This window comes from Pseudomonas sp. A25(2017) (assembly GCF_002001065.1).
In the GTDB taxonomy this organism is placed as follows: Bacteria; Pseudomonadota; Gammaproteobacteria; order Pseudomonadales; family Pseudomonadaceae; genus Aquipseudomonas; species Aquipseudomonas kilonensis.
On the sequence record NZ_MUOA01000050.1, the window covers coordinates 1 to 16,541 of the forward strand.

The window sequence follows — 16,541 nt, forward strand, 5'->3', positions numbered from 1 at the left end:
CCCCCCGCTTGCATCTGGTCATTGCCCGCCCCACCGACGAAGGTGTCGTTACCCGCGCCGCCCACCAGCACATCGTTGCCGTCATGGCCGAACAGCCAGTCACCCTTCGCCCCTGCCACCAGGGTGTCGTTGGCCGCGCTGCCCTTGATCGAGGAGGCATACGTCGTCAGGTTGGCGCCGGCCACCAGGCCATTGGCGGTGACGCTGTGGCTCACCTCATCCTTGAGCAGCCCCCAGAACAACCCAGGCTCCTTACTGACTAACATGCCGATGTCGCGGGTGATGCTGACCGCGCCATGGACGTCGCGCATGTACAGCGTTCCGGCCCCGTCGTGGGCGAAACTGAAATCCTTCACCGACTGCTGCAGTTGCAGGCTGTTGTTGCCCTGCCCGCCCAATATCACGTTGTAGCCACCGCCATCGCGAAAGGTGTCGTTGCCCGCGCGACCCTCCAGGTAGTCGTTGCCCTGGCCGCCCTGGATCAGGTCATTGCTGTCGCTGCCGATGATGAACGTGCTGCCGGTGTGGGTTTCGGCATTGCGATTGAGGTCCTGCACCCAAGTATTGGCGCGCGCAGGGTCAGACAGGTTGGCGACGATGATGGTGGAGTCTTTTTCGGTGAGGTCGTAGAACGCCGACCCCATGATCCGGCCCATGCCATCGCCATAGCCGGTAGGCAGGTGGGAAATCCAGGTGGGGATGTTGAGGATGGAAAACGGCAACACGTTCCAGGCCGTCGAAGCGTAGTGGTCGTTGAAGCTGACGATGTTGTTGGTGGCCGATTCCTGTTGCCCATCGTGCACGCCCAGCGACGCGAGGTTGAACGTCGAGCCGTCCAGGGCGCGGAACACCGGATCGTTCTCGTAACCGATGTTCAAGACCTTGTCGGTACTGCTCTGGGTTGGCGAGGCGTAGGCGATGTAGTTGGCATCGGCGTAGAACCCCGACCATTGGCTGGCGCTCAAGTCCGCCAGGCTGTTGACCGCCAACCCGCCCAGGCTGTGGCCGCTGACCAGCACGTCGCTGCCCGTCAGGCCATGGGCCTGGGCAAACTTCGCGACGTCCCCCAGCAGGTTGCCAAAGGCTTCGCCGGCGTAGTTTTTCGCGTAGTCCTTGGGCCCCAGCGCGGCCATCAGGTCGTTGATCACGTCACCGATGGAATCGCCAATCAGGTTTTCCCGAGGCCCGCTGGTGCCGCGAAACGACACACCGATTTCCTGCAAGTGCCCCACGGCGTCGTACTTGCCGAGGATCTCGACCTGCGCGGTGGTGTAGCCGGCCTTCTCACCGAAAAACGTCCCGCGACCATCCACCTTGCCGGCGTAACCCAGTTGCTCGGCGCTGATGGGCGTCCAGCCAGCCTTCTGCACCGCCTCCAGGGCCAGTTTTTCCGAGTCGGAGTTCCACGGCACGCCGGGAATCACCCCTTGGGAATCGGTGCTCCCCAGCACCGCGGTGACCAGGGTCGCCGGCAGCCCTGCACCGAAGCCGTTGTGCTGGTACCCGGCGGCAAAACCGTTGTCGAGGTTGTGGTAGGAATACAGCATGATCGCCATTGCGTCGCTGACCAGAGCCTTGGATTCGGCGGTGCCGAGGTTCTTGTAGTCGTAGATACCCATGGTTGTTGCCCTCTTTTGTTGTTGGAATCCCCTCGCCACAACGGCATCCGCGCGGTCATTGAATACCTGCCCGGGACACAAACGCCTCATCCACCTTCGCCAGGTCCTGCGGGCCGAGGGTGCCGGCGTAGTAATGCAGCTTGGTCCAGGCCATGAGGTAGTCGTAACGGGCCTGGGCCAGGTCGCGGCGGGTGGTGTAGAGCTGTTGCTCGGCATTGAGCGCATCGAGGTTGACCCGCTCGCCGCCAAGGATGCTTTGCCGGGTCGAGACCACCAGCGCTTCGGCGGAGCTCAGGGCCTTCTGATAAGCCCGCAGTTTGTTCACCCCCGACACGCAAGCGCTGAACTGGCGGCGCAGTTCGATCAGCGTCTCGCGGGTCTTGGCATCCAGCTCGTATTCGGCCTGTTCCATATGGCGGTTGGCCTGGCGGGTCGACGCCGAGACCCCACCACCGGCGTACAGCGGCACACTGACTTCCAGGCCGATGGTGTTGGTGTCGTAGCGCTGGTTATAGGTGTTGCCACTTTCCGATTCGTTCTGGCGCATCGTTGCGTAGGCACTGACCTTGGGCAGGTGCCCGGCGCGGTTGCGCTCCACCTCGAAACGCGCCACGTCCACGGCTTGGCGCTGGGACGCCAGGTTGGGGTTATTGCTCACCGCCAGCTCGTGCCAGGTGTCGAAACTGGCCGGCTGCAAGGCAAAGGTCTGGAAGGTGTCGTGCAGCGGCGCCAGGTCGCCGATATCCAGGGCCGGAACGCCAATCAGCGAGCCCAGCTCACGCAAGGCGGCGTCCTGCTCATCGCGGGCCTCGATCTCTTCGGCGATTGCCAGTTCATAGCGCGCCTGCGCCTCGAGGATATCGGTGCGCGTCCCTTCGCCCTGGCGAAACAGATGCTCGTTCTGCTGGAACTGCTGCTCGAACGCCTTTTTCTTGGCCTGGGCAATGTCGATCTGGTCCTGGGCGAACAACGCCTGGGTGTAATGACTCAGCACCCGCACCAACAACTCCTGGCTCTTGCCACGAAAACTTTCGTCAGCGAACAACGCCTGGGCGACGCCCTTTCGATAAGCGGCGTAAGCCTCGTAGTCCAGCAGCGGTTGTTGCAGCGTCAGGCTGGAGCCGTAGCTGCTGTAGTTGCGATCGTCATGCTGGCTGGCGCCACGGTCATTGAGGTACGTGACCTTGGATTGGTTGCGGCCCTTGTTGTAGCTGTAGCCCAGGTGCGGCAACAGCCCGGCGCGGCCAATGGCGCGGTTCTCCAGGCCCGCATCGCGCTCCTTGATCGCGCCCAGGTAGACCGGGTCATTGCGCAGGGCCTGCTCGTAGAACTCGAAGGGCCCCATGGCCCAGGCGTTGTTGCACACGGAAACGGCCAGCACGGCCACCCAATAGAAACGCTTCATCGCGTCGGACATCCTTATTCTTCGGTCAACGCAGAGCCGGCTCGGTCGAGCAGCGGTTTGAACAGGTAGTTGAGCAATGAGCGCTCGCCTGTGCGCACAAACATCTCGGCCGGCATGCCGGGCTTGATCACCAGGCCGTTGAGCTTGTCCATCGCCACGTCGCTGACGCTGCTGCGCAGGACGTAATACGGCGCGCCGGTCTTCTCATCGAGCATCTGGTCGGCAGAAATCAAGCTGACTTCCCCCGGCACCCTCGGCGTGCGGTTCTGGTTGAAGGCGGTAAACAGGATGTCCACCGGCAAATGCGGGCCGACCTTGTCGATCAGGTGCACCGGCAAATGCCCTTCCACTTCCAACCGCGTGCCCTGGGGGACGATTTCCAGCAAGGTGTCGCCCTGGCGCACCACCGCGCCCTCGGTGTGCACCCCCAGGTTGACGGCGATGCCGTCGGCGGTGGCGAGGATTTCGCTGTGTTGCAGCTCGAAGCCGGCGGATTTCAGTTGCTGTTGCAGGGTTTCACTCTTGAGCTGGGCGTCGGCCAACTGGCTACGCACCTCTTTCTGGTATTCCTCGTTGTGCTGCTGCAGCTTCAGCCGCGACTCGACGATCCCCTGCTCCACCCGCCCGCTTTCGCCGCTGTTCTGCGCCAGTTCCTGCTGTACTTGCGACAGTTGGCGTTGATAGTCCAACAGGCGGTTGCGCGGGATGTAGCCGTTGTCTGCCAAGGGTTGCAGGTTGCCCAGTTGCAGGCGCAGGGATTCGGCCTGGGCGGTCAGGTCGCTGCGGGCCCGGCGCATGCCCGCCAATTGCGCCGCGGCGCCCTCGATGCTGGCGCGCAACGCCGCCTGCTCCCGGGCGAAGGCTTCGCGGCGACTGCTGAACAGTTGCCGCTGGCCTTCAAGCACCAGGGCCAGGCGTGGATCGGGATCGCGACTCAGCTCAGCCGGAAAACTCACCTGCAACAGGTTGTCCCGCTCGCTTTGCCAGCGCGCCAGGCTCGCCCAGGTCATTCGGTACTGCGCCTGCAGCGATTGCACATCGGCGGCGGCCTGGGTCTGGTCCAGGCGAAACAGCGGCTGGCCCTGCTTCACCGCTTCGCCTTCGCGCACCAGGATCCGGCTGACCACGCCGGCGCTCATCGATTGCACCGCCTTGCGCTTGCCTGAAACCACCACGGTGCCTTGCACCGGGATGCCTTGGTCCAGCGGCGCGAGGCTGGCCCAGGTGAAAAAACTGCCCGCGCCAATGAGCGCCAATGCCCAGCCCATGCGGGTGAAGAAACGGGCATCGCGCTCCGGCTGCTCAACGTCCTGGGAATGTTCGAGATTCATGTCGCGCTCCTTGCTCATGCACCGGCGGGTTTGCTGGCGACCTGGTACTGGCGACTCATGCTCAGTCCGTTGGGGGCCGCCTGGGGACTGTTCGGCGGTGAGCTGCGCGGCGCGTTGTCCTGTGAGCCCGACTGGCCGGACAGCGCCCGCAGCACTTGCTGGCTTGGGCCGAAGGCTTGTAGCCGGCCTTCGTCGAGCACCAGTAACTTGTCGGCCTGGGCCAGTGCCGAGGAGCGATGGGTGACCAGCACGACACTGCTGCCCTGGGCCTTCATCTGCGCGATGGCACTGGCGAGCGCCGCTTCGCCAACCGTGTCGAGGTTGGAGTTGGGTTCGTCGAGCACCACCAGGCTCGGCCGGTCGTACATCGCCCGGGCCAGCGCAACCCGTTGTTTCTGCCCGCCGGACAAACCACCGCCGTCCTCCCCCAGCACCGTGTCATAGCCTTGGGGCAGGCGCAGGATCAGCTCATGGACCCCGGCCTGCTGCGCGGCGGCGACGACTTTTTGCGGATCGGCTTGGCGAAACCGGGCGATGTTCTCGGCAATGCTGCCGCTGAACAGCTCGATGTCCTGGGGCAGATAGCCGATGTGCGGGCCAAGTTGCTCGCGATTCCAGCGATGAATGTCGGCCCCGTCGAGGCGCACCGTACCCGCGAGGGTCGGCCACACCCCCACCAGGACTCGGGCCAGGGTCGACTTGCCGGAACCGGAAGCCCCCAACACACCGAGCACTTCCCCGGCAGCCAAGCTGAAGCTGACCTGCTGCAGCGTCGCGTTGCGTTGCCCTGGTGGCCCCGCGCTCACTTGTTCGAAACTCACCTGGCCCTTGGGCGCTGGCAGCGTCATGCCCTCATCCTGGGGCGCAAACGCCTGCAACAGCGCGTCGAGACGCCGGTAAGCCAGCTTGGCGCCGCTCCATTGCTTCCACACGGCGATCAACTGGTCGATGGGGCTCAATACCCGTCCCATCAGGATCGAGCCGGCAATCATCATCCCGGCGGTCATGTCGCCCTTGATCACCAGCAGTGCGCCCAAGCCCAGCACCAGCGATTGCAGGCACAGGCGCAGGGTCTTGCTCAGGGAGCTGATGACCGCGCCGGTGTCGCTGGCCTGGTTCTGCAAGCCGAGAAACCGTGAGTGCACGGCAAACCAGCGGCTGCGCAGCGCGCCGAGCATGCCCATGGCCTGGATCGTCTCGGCGTTGTGCAAATGGCTGGTAGCCAGTTGGCTGGACTGTTGCGAGTAGACGCTGGCCTGCCCCAAGGCTTTTTTGGTCATGGCCTCGTTCAGGCAGGCCAGGCCGATCAGCAGCAGCGTGCCGACGGAGGCAAACACGCCGAGCCACACGTTGAACAGGTAGATCACCAGCAGATAGATGGGAAACCACGGCGCGTCGAAGAAAGCGAACAGCGCCGGCCCGGTGAGGAATTGGCGAATATGCGTGAGGTCGCCCAGGGATTGCCCGGCGTTGCCTTCTCCCTGGCGCAGATTGCGCTCGAACGCGGCCTGGTACACCTGGAGATTGAAGCGTCTTTCCAGCTGACTGCCGATGCGGATGACGACGAAGCTGCGGACCATTTCCAGCAGCCCGATGAATACGAAGAAGCCGACGACCATCAATGACAACATCGCCAGCGTGGTTTCGTTTTGGGATGACAACCCGCGGTCATACACTTGGAGCATGTATATTGAAGGCGCAAGCATCAAGACGTTAATCAACGCAGTAAAACAACCGACACTGATCAGAATGTTTTTATAAGCGCCCAGCGCTTTAAACAGCGGCACGGCGACAGCGCCCCGGCTCTTAGTCATGACTCTTCCTGCTGTTGGCTTCGCCGGATATACGGCTGTTATGCACTACCAATCTTTAATTATTAAATCGGCCCCGGCCGATGCGCACGCCTGATTGAACATACGCGTCTTGTTCCGGGGTAAACGTAACAATTTGTTAACGCTCGATCGGGCGCTCAAGCCTGAGTATTAGGCCGGACTTCAAAGTGACTTGATAATGATGTTCTTGGCGCATCCCCAGATGCACTCTAGAGTTCTGCCTGCCAATGAGGGAAAGACCATCGGGTTCGGTAAACCAATGGACCGGTTCATCCCCCAGCCAGCGACCCAGGCATTCGGTCTGCCCACCGAGGGTCTGGTCCGCCTTGAGCTCGACAAGGCAAGTGTTGGACGGTTTGTCCTGCATCGCCTGGCTTTGCGCGGTGTCCTGCGGGCTCGACAAAACGGCCAGCCACTGACCGGCCAACTGCGAGGGTTCTGCTAACAACAGGCTGCGCGCCATGGCGACTTCTCCACAAAATATCATCAGTGTAGCGAGCAACCCGGCGGTTGCCTGAGCGCTACTGGGCATGAATTTCCTACGCATTTTTTCCATCCTGGCCGGGGTCCTGTAGGAGCTGTCGAGCAAAGCGAGGCTGCGATTTTTTCGCTTGAGACTCAGGTGCCTGGGGAAAGATCGCAGCTTCGCTCCGCTCGACAGCTCCTACAGGGTTTAGCATCAGGCCACGATATCCGAGACTGCTGCCTGGCCAACGGTGCTGACCAGGAAGTCAGCCACGCCGTGCCCGGAGAAGTCCACCGACAGCAGGCTGTTGCCACCCGATGTCGACAACACCGCATCGCCCGCCGCACCGGTGAACGCGCTCACAAAGTGCAGGCCCGCGCCCTTGGTGATACCGGTCAGGTCGATCTTGTCCAGGCCGCTGACGAAATCGAGAATCTGGTCCGTCGCCCCCGGCCGCGAATCGGAACTGGCGGCAAAAACAAAGGTGTCCGAACCCGAGCCACCCCAGAGCTTGTCTGCGCCACCAGCGCCCCAAAGGATGTCGTTGCCCGCGCCGCCCTTGAGTTCGTTGGCCACCGTGTTGCCAATCAGCAAGTCGCTGCCCGAACCGCCGATGGCGTTCTCTATGACGGCACCCTGGGCGATGGACACGTTGCCCACCATGCCGCCAACATCGGAGAACGAGGCGTCATTGAGGTTGATTTTCTGGTTCTGGGTAAAACCGGAGAAATCCAGGGTATCGCGCCCGCCCGCGTCCCATACCGAAAACACCACTTTGTCCGACGACGAAGACGCACTGAGAAAATCACGACCGGTGTTGGAGTTGAAGCCGTAGGTCGAATCGCCGGTACGGGTCGTGGTGTTGGCACCGTAGAGCTTCTGGATGGCCGCGATGTCATCCATCAGCGGAGCGGAGGCGTAGGCTTCGACGCCGCCCTTGCTGAAGTTCTGGTCGGTATTGCTTTCGCTCCAGTAGCTCATGAGGCTGTAGCCACGGGTGTCCTGGCCATACGTGGCGTCATCGTAGGTCGGGCTGCCTTCGCCAGCGTTGTAGTCACCCGGGTGGGCCAGGCCGAGGGTGTGACCGATTTCGTGGGTCAGGGTCTGGCGGCCGTAGTTGTTCAGGTCCGGGGTCTTGTTCTGGGTGTAGCTGCTGTTGATCAGGTACCAGGAGGTCCCGTCATAGCCGGCACCCGTCCCCGGCAGATAAGCGAACGCCGCCGCGCCATCCTGGCCGCCGCTGTAGTTGCCGAAGGTCATGTGACCGTCGCCGCCGCTGGCTTTTTCGGTGAAGGTGACATTGGCCACGTCCGCCCAGGATTGCATGGCCAGGGCTGCCTGGCCTTTCTGCTGCGCACTGAACTGGCTGAAGCCGCTGATCCCATGCTTGTTCATGGTGCTGGAAGAGGCGGACGTCAGGAAGGTATAGGTCAGCTCGATCTTGCCGCTGCCGTCCCGGTCCTGGTAAGCCGCGCCGTCGCGCAGCAACTGAGTGGCCGCCTCGTCGACGGAGTACGACGGTTTGCCGTTGACGGTCAGGTTGCCGCCCCGGTCGTATTGGTGGCTGAAACTATTGATCTGGTTGAACGCATTACTGGGAGCCGCCAATGATTGCGGCGCCCAGAGGAGTTGTTCGGCAGAATCGATAGCGCTGCTTTTGACTTTCGACATAAACACACTTCCTTGTTTGCAAATGGAATAGAGTTAGTCAGACAGACAATCTCTGGCGAGATCGTCCTATCACTCGCCCAATGAGGACGCAAGAAACCTGACACAATTGGAAATCAAACGTCTAGCAATTTTTTTCGTTCAATTTCACGGTTTCTCCATAATGCCAACAAACAATAGGTTTCTGCCTCGTTAGTGCGCGCATTAAACTGCCTGAGCCAAGGATTGTCAGACAAAATTCTATTTAAATATTAAATATCGATAACTAACAATTTGTGGAAGATGTCGCACTTTCTCCAACTAAGTGCCAGCGAAATGCTATTAATCAATATCTACTAAACCTCTACTGTTTTACGTGCGCACACTTCCCGCAGACAGCCTCGAAGCCAGCGATGCACAGGGTCGGCGTCCATCCGCGGATGCCAGAGCATGGCGATCGTGAACCCAGGTACTGGAAACGGCAGCGCAAAACTGTGCAGGCCGACCCGCAGGCTCGCGGTGTAGCGTTCGGGCACGCTGGCAATCAGGTCGCTGGCGCGGGCCAAGCCCAGCGCCGAGGAAAAGCCTGGCACGCTGGTGACGATTTCCCGGGACAGATTCAGAGCCGCCAGGGCCTGGTCGATGAGGCCATGATCCAGGCCGCGCATCGACACACCGACATGCCCACCTGCGGCATAACCGGCGGCGCTCACTGTTGTCTGGCTCAGCGGGTGTCCCGCGCGCACTACGCCGATCAAACGGTCGCTGAACAACGCCTGGGTTCGCAGTTCCGGGCTGGTGTCCTTGTCCACAACGGCGGTCTCCAGGTCCACGGTGCCTTCGCGAAGCACCGTGCTGTCGCGGTCGGTCTTTTCCACGAAACGCAGGCGCACGCCGGGCGCTTGCTCGTGGATGCGAGTGATCAGGTCGATGGCAAAGTTCTCCACGAACCCTTCGCGGGTGCGCAACGTGAAAGTTCGGCTCAAGCGCCCAAGATCCGGGGTCGTCACTGGCCGCAGCACCGCCTGGGCCTGCTGCACCAGGTGGCTGACCTGTTCGCGCAACTCCAGCGCACGGGGCGTCGGCACCAGCCCTCGCCCGGCCCGAACCAACAGCGGGTCACCGGTGGTTTCACGCAACCGCGCCAGTGCCCGGCTCATGGCCGACGGGCTGAGCTGCAAGCGCCGGGCGGCCCGAGCCACGCTGCCTTCCGAGAGCAGCACATCAAGGGTGACGAGCAGATTGAGGTCAGGCGAAGACATGGCGGTATCTCGAATTGAACAGATGGCGTTTGTTGCAGCTATAACCTGCAACTGCTGCGTCTTCCGCCATGTTATGCCCGGGCGTAACGTTCTGACAGCTCCGTTTCGAGCGCCATGGATACAGGTGACACGATGAGACCCGTCAACACGCAACAAAACCGGTCGGCAACCGCGCCCGCACACCGGCTCCTTTCACCTCGCTGGGCCTTGGCCAGCCTTGCGCTCTCGACGCTGCTCGCCTCCCTTGGCGCCAGTGTGGCCGCGGTGGCACTGCCGACGCTGGCCGAGGCGCTCGGCGCCTCTTTCCAGCAGGTCCAATGGGTGGTGCTGGCCTATCTGCTGGCAATCACCACACTGATTGTCAGTGTCGGCCGTTTGGGAGACCTGATGGGCCGGCGCAAGTTGCTATTGACCGGTATCGCCCTGTTCACCTTGGCATCGGCGGTATGCGGCCTGGCGCCCTCGCTTTGGCTGCTGGTCGCCGGGCGGGCGCTGCAAGGCCTGGGGGCGGCCATCATGATGACGTTGACCCTGGCACTGGTCGGCGAAACGGTCGCCCAGGAAAAAACCGGCAGCGCCATGGGGCTGCTGGCAACGCTGTCGGCGGTGGGCACGGCCCTTGGACCGTCCTTTGGCGGCCTGTTGATCAGCGGGTTCGGTTGGCCGGCCTTGTTCCTGGTCAACATCCCCCTCGGCCTGCTGACGCTAGGGCTGGCGTGGTATTCGCTACCGGTGCGTGAAGTCCCGCCGAAGCCCGAAGGCACCCGCTTCGATGTAACCGGTACATTGCTGTTGGCAATGACGCTCGCCGCCTATGCCTTGGCCATGACCTCCGGGCGCGGGAGCTTTGGCGGATTGAATATTGCACTGCTGCTGATCGCGCTCGTGGGCGGCGGACTGTTCATTCGGGCCCAGTACCGGGCCGTATCGCCGTTGATTCCCTTGACAGTGTTTCGCGACAAATCATTGGTATCAGGCCTGGCGACGAACGCCCTGGTCGCGACGGTCATGATGGCGACGCTGCTGGTCGGGCCTTTTTACTTGTCCATCACCCTCGGACTGCCGGCGGCCTTCGTGGGGCTGGTGCTGGCCGCAGGCCCATCTGTCGCGGCGTTGGCCGGAGTGCCTGCCGGACGCCTGGCGGATCGCTTCGGCGTGCAGCCCATGCGGCTCGCCGGCCTGGCGACCATGGTCGTCGGCTGCCTGATGCTGTCACTGGTTCCCCCAGCCCTTGGCACCGTCGGCTACCTCGCAGCTATCGTGGTGACGACCCTCGGCTACGCGTTCTTCCAGACGGCCAACAACACGGCCGTCATGGCCGATGTGGCTGTCCAGAGGCGTGGCGTCATCGCCGGGCTGCTCAACCTGTCGCGCAACCTGGGTTTTTTCACCGGAGCCTCCGTGCTCGGCGCGGTGTTTGCAGCCGCGGCGGCGACGAATGACATCACCCGCGCCAGCCCCGAGGCGGTGACGAACGGCCTGCACACGACCTTCGCCGTCGCCCTGGCGATGGTGACCCTGGCCCTGCTCATCGCCTGGAAAAGCCGCGGGCCAGAGCCCTTGCCCAAGCCTCGGGACAACCCCAGCCAAGCGTGATGGCATTCTGGGCATTACCGCTTAAGTCGTGATCCAGATCAAAAAAAGTGAACCAATCGCAAAACGGACTGAAAAAATCCACATGTGCTTCATTTTCAGGTGCTATTTTTAGTTCTCACTGGTAGAGCCATGATGGCTCTTCCTTCCTGACATGGGCAAAAGGAAGCGCTCGATTGAAGAAGGCGGGCAACATGAATAAAGGATCTTTCAGTAAGGTTACGTTCCCCAACGCTTGCCAGTTGATGCGCTGGCACTTCCATCCAATGGGATTCGAAGCGAGCATGGATGCGCCTGGCAGCATGGTTGCCCGGCTGTTTGACCGTGCCAGCGGCGAGACCATGATCGCCATTGCGGGCATCCCCTGCGCGACCGTGATGAATGCTCCGGATGTGGAACGAATAATCGAGGCGGTAGAGGCCGAGCTGGAAGCTTTTGTGCCACCGGTGGGGTTGCGGCGGTTTGCTTCCTGACAGGGTTGGTTCTTTTTACTGCTAGATAAAGCGGCGCCTCCCATTTGTATGGGCAGGCGCCGTTTTTTTTTATTGGATTGATGTGTACATATCCGTTGTTGCGGTAACGGCGACTTAGGGTTCCGCTCTTACAGCGGCTCACTTTTGGAAGAGCGCCAAAAGTAAGCAAAAACGCTTTGCCCCACCACTCGGCGCCTCGCTTAGGCTCGGTGTGCCCTCACTCCGGCATTGCTCCGTGGGCCCGCCGCGAAGGGCCATCCATGGCCCAGCGCGGCTATCCCGGCATCCATGCCGGGATACCCACTCCACAATGCCTGCGTTCGGCCATCGTGGTTAACGGGGCGCCCGAGATCAACGTCCACCGCGAGGCGGCCTAGTAGCCGACCTGGCTTAGGATGATCGCGTTTCTCCTGTGGGAACTTCTCCTGTGGGAGCGAGCTTGCTCGCGATGGCGGTGAATCAGCCACATAGATGCTGGCATGTATCCCGCTCTTGCTCTTGCTTTGGATCTTGATCTTGATCTCGACGCCCCGTTAAACCACGCTGGCCGAACGCAGGCATTGCGCAGTGGGCACCTCGGCATGGATGCCGAGGTAGCCGCGCTGGGCCATGGATGGCCCTTCGCGGCGGCCCACGGAGCAATGCCTTCGTTCAGGCATGCCGAGCCTAGGCGAGGCACCAAGTGGTGGGGCAAAGCGCTTTTGGTTACTTTTGGCTGGTCCGGCTCCCGGCTCTTCCAAAAGTGACCCGCCGTCAGGGCGGAACCCTAAGTGGCCGTTACCGCAGAAACGGATATACACATCAAAGCAAGTAAATCCCAAGGCTTTCAAAAAAACCAAAAAAAACGGCGCTTTTCATCTCTGAAAAACGCCGTTGCTTCTATGTGAACAGCCTCACGCCAAAGCGGACTACTCACTCATCACCAATGCAATCAGTCGTCACGACCCATCAGGCCGAACAGCTGCAGCAGGCTGACGAACAAGTTGTAGATCGATACATACAGGCTGACAGTGGCCATGATGTAGTTACGCTCGCCGCCGTGGATGATGGCGCTGGTCTGGTACAGGATGCAGACCGACGAGAACAGCACGAAGCCGGCGCTGATCGCCAGTTGCAGGCCGCTGATCTGGAAGAAGAAGCTGGCCAGCGTCGCCCCCAGCAAGACGAAGAAACCTGCGGTGATGAAGCCACCCAGGAAGCTCATGTCCTTGCGGGAAATCAGCACGTAGGCCGACAGGCCACCAAATACCAGCGCGGTCATTGCGAAGGCCGAACTGACCACTTCGGCGCCGCCCTGCATTTGCAGGTAGCGATTGAGGATCGGGCCGAGCAAAAAGCCCATGAAACCAGTCAGGGCGAAAGCCGACACCAGGCCCCAGGCCGAATCACGGAGTTTGTTGGTGAGGAAGAAAAGGCCGTAGAAACCGATCAGCACGACGAAGATGTTCGGGTAACCCACCCGCATCTGTTGTGCGACGTAGGCCATCACACCGCTGAAAGCGAGTGTGAGTGCCAGCAGGCCATAAGTGTTGCGCAGGACGCGGCTAACCTCTAGCTGCTCAGCCTGCACGCTGTTGTTCACTGCGTAATCCTGTTCGCGCATGGCGACACTCCTCCGGTTTTGAAACATTCAGTGGCAAGGATCATAACAGACGCTCTGTAACAAGCTACGTAGAGAGTTTGACAGTGTGTTTCATTCGGGTATTATGGCGCCCGCAACGCAATACGGAGGTGTGGCCGAGTGGTTTAAGGCAACGGTCTTGAAAACCGTCGACTGTAACAGGTCCATGAGTTCGAATCCCATCGCCTCCGCCATCTTTTAACGTTAAAGCCCTGATTATTCAGGGCTTTTTCGTGTCTGGCATTCAGAATGCCGGTTGCAGCATCAACATTGGACACCGCTATGGCAAACCCTCCCCAGCCACTCAAGGAAAGAAAAGTGACCAGTAAAACCATCGGCTCCATCGTTGCTGCAATCGCGGGCATCCTCTTGTTATGCGTATTCTTTGGCAGTTGGTACACGGTCGACGAAACCGAGCGCGGCGTGCTGCTGCGCAACGGGGCGCTGGTCGGGGTGGTTGAACCAGGGCTGTCCTTCAAGATGCCGTTCATCGAGTCGGTACGCCTGATCAGCGTCCAGAGCCAAGTGACGGCTTATGAAGACCTCCAGGCCTACAGCAAGGACCAACAGTCCGCCGAGCTCAAGGTGTCCGTGTCCTGGCACATCGCGCCTTCCGATGTCGCGAAGGTCTATACCCAGTTCAAGGACCTTGAAGGCATCCGCGACCGGATGATCAGCCGCCAGGTGCCTACCCAGGTGGAAAACGTCTTTGGCAAGTTCAACGCCGTGGCTGCCGTGCAGAACCGCGTCCAACTGGTCAACGATATTTCCACGGCCATCAAGGCCACCATTACCGGCCCGGTGATCATTGACAGCGTCCAGGTCGAGAACATCGACTTCAGTGACGCCTACGAGAAGGCCATCGAAGCGCGCATGGCCGCGGAAGTCCAGGTCAAGACCCGCGAACAACAGCTCGCCACCGAACAGGTGCAAGCGCAGATTCGAGTAACCCAGGCCCAGGCGGAAGCCGATTCGCAAGTGGCGCAGGCCAAGGCAGACGCGCTGGCGACCGAGTTGCGCGGCAAAGCCGAAGCCGAAGCCATCAAGGCACGGGCCCAGGCCCTGGCCAGCAACCAGAACCTGGTGGAACTGACCAAGGCCGAACGCTGGAATGGTGTCTTGCCAACCACCGTGCTGCCGAACGGCGCCCTGCCCTTCATCGACATCAAGTAACACTACAGGCGCGGCCTGCCCGGCCGCGCCTGCTCCGTCCCGGAGCGCTCCCGCAGCAAGGCCCCTCTCGTTAGCGCTACACTCAACCATGAACCCGACGTTCATCGTTAGCAGGGAGCTCAACGTGTACCCAGGCAAAAGCAAACCGACACGGCCATCCGTACGACGTTTACCTTTCCTCCCTTTCGGCTCCCCCCTCGAGCATCTCTCCCCCCTCGGGAACTCACCGACTCCTTCGATAAGCGCCCTGAACAGGAGAATAGCGTGACCACGATTATCAAAAAATATAAATGGCCCGCCCTGTTGGCCGTCGCGCTTGTTGTCTTTTCCGCACTGATATTCTTTTTAATCAAGTCATACACGTACGACTCATCGACCTACTTCGAATCCCGCGACTTCATCCGCCAACTCAAGCAGGCCGACGCTAACTGGAACGGCAAGATCCTGAGGAAGAAGATCGGCGTCAACCACAACCTGTCACTGGCACCGCCAGCGGAGGCGGACAGCCGCTGGCAGCAGTTGGAGCGACTCAATAGCTCCGGCCCCTTGGCGGCGCTGTGGGCCTCCAGGCGCAAGGGCTATGTGGACGCCGTCAAGAACAAGACCTCGCTGGTAGAGCAATTCGAACAGCACAACGCCAATCTGCGCACGTCCCTGGACGCGCTGCCGCAGGTCGAAGACCAGATTCAGACACTGCTCAAGAAGATGAGCATCGAAAGTCCCATGAAGCGCCTGACCGCGGCGTCCAATGTGCTTGAATTGACCCTGACGACACTGGAGTTCGCACTTGATGCCAGCTCGGACAAAGCCCGGGAAGCGCAAGGCAAATTAACTGAGCTGGAACCCTACATCGACCAATTACCCGCGGCCTATCAGGCCCCTTTCATGACCCTGACCCAGCACGTCAAGACCATTGTCCAGGAACAACCTGTCGTCAATGACCTGCTTGATCGCATCAGCGTCATTCCGGTTGCCCAGGAGCTGGACAGCATCAATGAGCTGTTGAACGAGACACAACGCAGGACCGCCGCAACCGACCGTCAATACCATATCTACCTGGCCGTGTGTGCCAGCTTGATGGCGCTGTTGATGATCTACCTGGCGGTGCGGCTGGTTCGCAGTTACGCCATGATCAATCAGATCAACCAGGCACTGCAAACGTCCAATGAACGCCTCGAAGAGCGCGTGCAGGAACGCACCCGTGAGTTGATGGAGGCCGAACGCGAACTGGTGGATGCGGCCCGAATGGCGGGCATGGCCGAAATCGCCACGAATGTGTTGCACAACGTCGGGAATGTGCTCAACAGCGTGAATATTTCCGCCGAGCTTGTGACCCGCAAGTTGAGGACCAGCAAGACACTCGGGCTCACCAAAGCGGTCAAAATGATGAATGAGCATGCCGAGGATCTTGGCCAGTTCATTACCCTTGATGAAAAAGGCCGGTTGCTGCCGCGTTATTTCAACGAGCTGGTCGACTCCATCGCCGCCGAACAGAAACTGCTTATCGATGAATTGGCGCAGTTGACCAAGAGCATCGATCACATCAAGGAAATCGTCACCACCCAACAAACCTATGCGGGAGCCGCCAGGCTGATCGAACCGCTCAATGTCAGCGATCTGTTCGAAGATGCGCTACGCATGAACTCGGGCGCGCTCAGTCGGCATCACGTCACCGTCCTCAAGGAATATCAGGACGTTCCTGCAATCATGGGGGACAAGCACAGGTTGCTGTTGATCCTGATCAACCTGATCAGCAACGCCAAGTTCGCGATGTCGCACATCAGTGAGCACCCACGGGAAATGACCCTGGGGATCCGCATCCTCGACGAAACGACGCTATGCCTCAGCGTCAAGGACCGAGGCGAAGGTATTTCCCCGGAGAACCTGGCCCGCATCTTCAATCACGGTTTCACGACCCGCAAGGACGGCCATGGGTTTGGCTTGCACAGCTGCGCCCTGGCGGCGGTTGAAATGAACGGCCGCCTTCATGTCCATAGCGACGGCCCGGGGCAAGGCGCCCTGTTTACCCTGGAAGTCCCGCTGGAGTTGGCGCGCACTTGATCACAGCTGACCCAAGACCATCGCGAGCAAGCTCGCTTGTATGTTTAGACTTGAAGGG

The 16,541-nt window shown here is 60.8% G+C and carries 12 protein-coding genes and 1 tRNA gene; 5 read left to right on the forward strand and 8 right to left on the reverse strand.

Annotated elements, in window-relative coordinates; genetic code table 11:
• From B0E42_RS09315 to B0E42_RS09345, 7 genes are all read right to left on the reverse strand, one after another.
• A partial coding sequence (locus tag B0E42_RS09315; protein ID WP_077506255.1) for a polyurethanase occupies positions 1–1,619 on the reverse strand: 1,619 nt, incomplete at its 3' end.
• Between the two features lie 55 nt (positions 1,620–1,674).
• Positions 1,675–3,024 carry a TolC family outer membrane protein gene (locus B0E42_RS09320; RefSeq protein ID WP_077506266.1) on the reverse strand — a complete coding sequence of 450 codons (1,350 nt, stop codon included), beginning with the start codon at positions 3,022–3,024 and terminating at the stop codon, positions 1,675–1,677.
• A gap of 14 nt (positions 3,025–3,038) precedes the next feature.
• On the reverse strand, positions 3,039–4,373 hold the full coding sequence (locus tag B0E42_RS09325; RefSeq protein ID WP_077506256.1) for an HlyD family type I secretion periplasmic adaptor subunit: 1,335 nt from the start codon (positions 4,371–4,373) through the stop codon (positions 3,039–3,041).
• Complete coding sequence (locus B0E42_RS09330) at positions 4,370–6,169, reverse strand: type I secretion system permease/ATPase (RefSeq protein ID WP_077506257.1); 1,800 nt, start codon at positions 6,167–6,169, stop codon at positions 4,370–4,372. Before B0E42_RS09330 ends, B0E42_RS09325 begins: the two co-directional genes overlap by 4 nt.
• Before the next feature lie 136 nt (positions 6,170–6,305).
• The gene (locus tag B0E42_RS09335; protein WP_077506267.1) at positions 6,306–6,719 is read right to left on the reverse strand and encodes an AprI/Inh family metalloprotease inhibitor; all 414 of its coding nucleotides are present in this window, start codon (positions 6,717–6,719) and stop codon (positions 6,306–6,308) included.
• Between the two features lie 147 nt (positions 6,720–6,866).
• Positions 6,867–8,324, reverse strand: coding sequence for a serralysin family metalloprotease (locus tag B0E42_RS09340; protein ID WP_018601978.1), 1,458 nt, complete (start codon positions 8,322–8,324; stop codon positions 6,867–6,869).
• Between the two features lie 332 nt (positions 8,325–8,656).
• Complete coding sequence (locus B0E42_RS09345; RefSeq protein ID WP_053179668.1) at positions 8,657–9,562, reverse strand: LysR family transcriptional regulator; 906 nt, start codon at positions 9,560–9,562, stop codon at positions 8,657–8,659.
• Positions 9,563–9,694: 132 nt separating this feature from the next.
• Between B0E42_RS09345 and B0E42_RS09350 the strand changes: the two genes are divergently transcribed.
• On the forward strand, positions 9,695–11,158 hold the full coding sequence (locus tag B0E42_RS09350; protein ID WP_077506258.1) for an MFS transporter: 1,464 nt from the start codon (positions 9,695–9,697) through the stop codon (positions 11,156–11,158).
• A 191-nt stretch (positions 11,159–11,349) separates the two neighbouring features.
• Entirely contained in the window at positions 11,350–11,628 is a 279-nt protein-coding gene (locus B0E42_RS09355) for a DUF1652 domain-containing protein (RefSeq protein WP_003201764.1), read from the forward strand.
• A 931-nt stretch (positions 11,629–12,559) separates the two neighbouring features.
• On the opposite strand, the gene B0E42_RS09360 is transcribed toward B0E42_RS09355, so the two are convergent.
• Positions 12,560–13,231, reverse strand: a complete 672-nt coding sequence (locus B0E42_RS09360) for a Bax inhibitor-1/YccA family protein (protein ID WP_018601985.1) — start codon at positions 13,229–13,231, stop codon at positions 12,560–12,562.
• A gap of 124 nt (positions 13,232–13,355) precedes the next feature.
• Between B0E42_RS09360 and B0E42_RS09365 the strand changes: the two genes are divergently transcribed.
• The 3 genes from B0E42_RS09365 to B0E42_RS09375 all read left to right on the forward strand — a co-directional run bounded on the left by B0E42_RS09365 (position 13,356) and on the right by B0E42_RS09375 (position 16,483).
• Positions 13,356–13,443, forward strand: a tRNA-Ser gene (locus B0E42_RS09365).
• 124 nt (positions 13,444–13,567) lie between these two features.
• Positions 13,568–14,422, forward strand: a complete 855-nt coding sequence (locus tag B0E42_RS09370; protein WP_018601987.1) for an SPFH domain-containing protein — start codon at positions 13,568–13,570, stop codon at positions 14,420–14,422.
• A gap of 264 nt (positions 14,423–14,686) precedes the next feature.
• Positions 14,687–16,483: a DAHL domain-containing protein gene (locus B0E42_RS09375; protein ID WP_077506259.1), complete on the forward strand. Its 1,797-nt coding sequence runs from the start codon at positions 14,687–14,689 to the stop codon at positions 16,481–16,483.
• The last annotated feature ends 58 nt before the right edge of the window (positions 16,484–16,541 follow it).

Bases quoted from the DNA above. Each gene is read 5' to 3' on its own strand.
- B0E42_RS09320 (WP_077506266.1), bottom strand. From the start codon at position 3,024: ATGAAGCGTTTCTATTGGGTGGCCGTGCTGGCCGTTTCCGTGTGCAAC.
- B0E42_RS09325 (WP_077506256.1), bottom strand. From the start codon at position 4,373: ATGAGCAAGGAGCGCGACATGAATCTCGAACATTCCCAGGACGTTGAG.
- B0E42_RS09330 (WP_077506257.1), bottom strand. From the start codon at position 6,169: ATGACTAAGAGCCGGGGCGCTGTCGCCGTGCCGCTGTTTAAAGCGCTG.
- B0E42_RS09335 (WP_077506267.1), bottom strand. From the start codon at position 6,719: ATGCCCAGTAGCGCTCAGGCAACCGCCGGGTTGCTCGCTACACTGATG.
- B0E42_RS09340 (WP_018601978.1), bottom strand. From the start codon at position 8,324: ATGTCGAAAGTCAAAAGCAGCGCTATCGATTCTGCCGAACAACTCCTC.
- B0E42_RS09345 (WP_053179668.1), bottom strand. From the start codon at position 9,562: ATGTCTTCGCCTGACCTCAATCTGCTCGTCACCCTTGATGTGCTGCTC.
- B0E42_RS09350 (WP_077506258.1), top strand. From the start codon at position 9,695: ATGAGACCCGTCAACACGCAACAAAACCGGTCGGCAACCGCGCCCGCA.
- B0E42_RS09355 (WP_003201764.1), top strand. From the start codon at position 11,350: ATGAATAAAGGATCTTTCAGTAAGGTTACGTTCCCCAACGCTTGCCAG.
- B0E42_RS09360 (WP_018601985.1), bottom strand. From the start codon at position 13,231: ATGCGCGAACAGGATTACGCAGTGAACAACAGCGTGCAGGCTGAGCAG.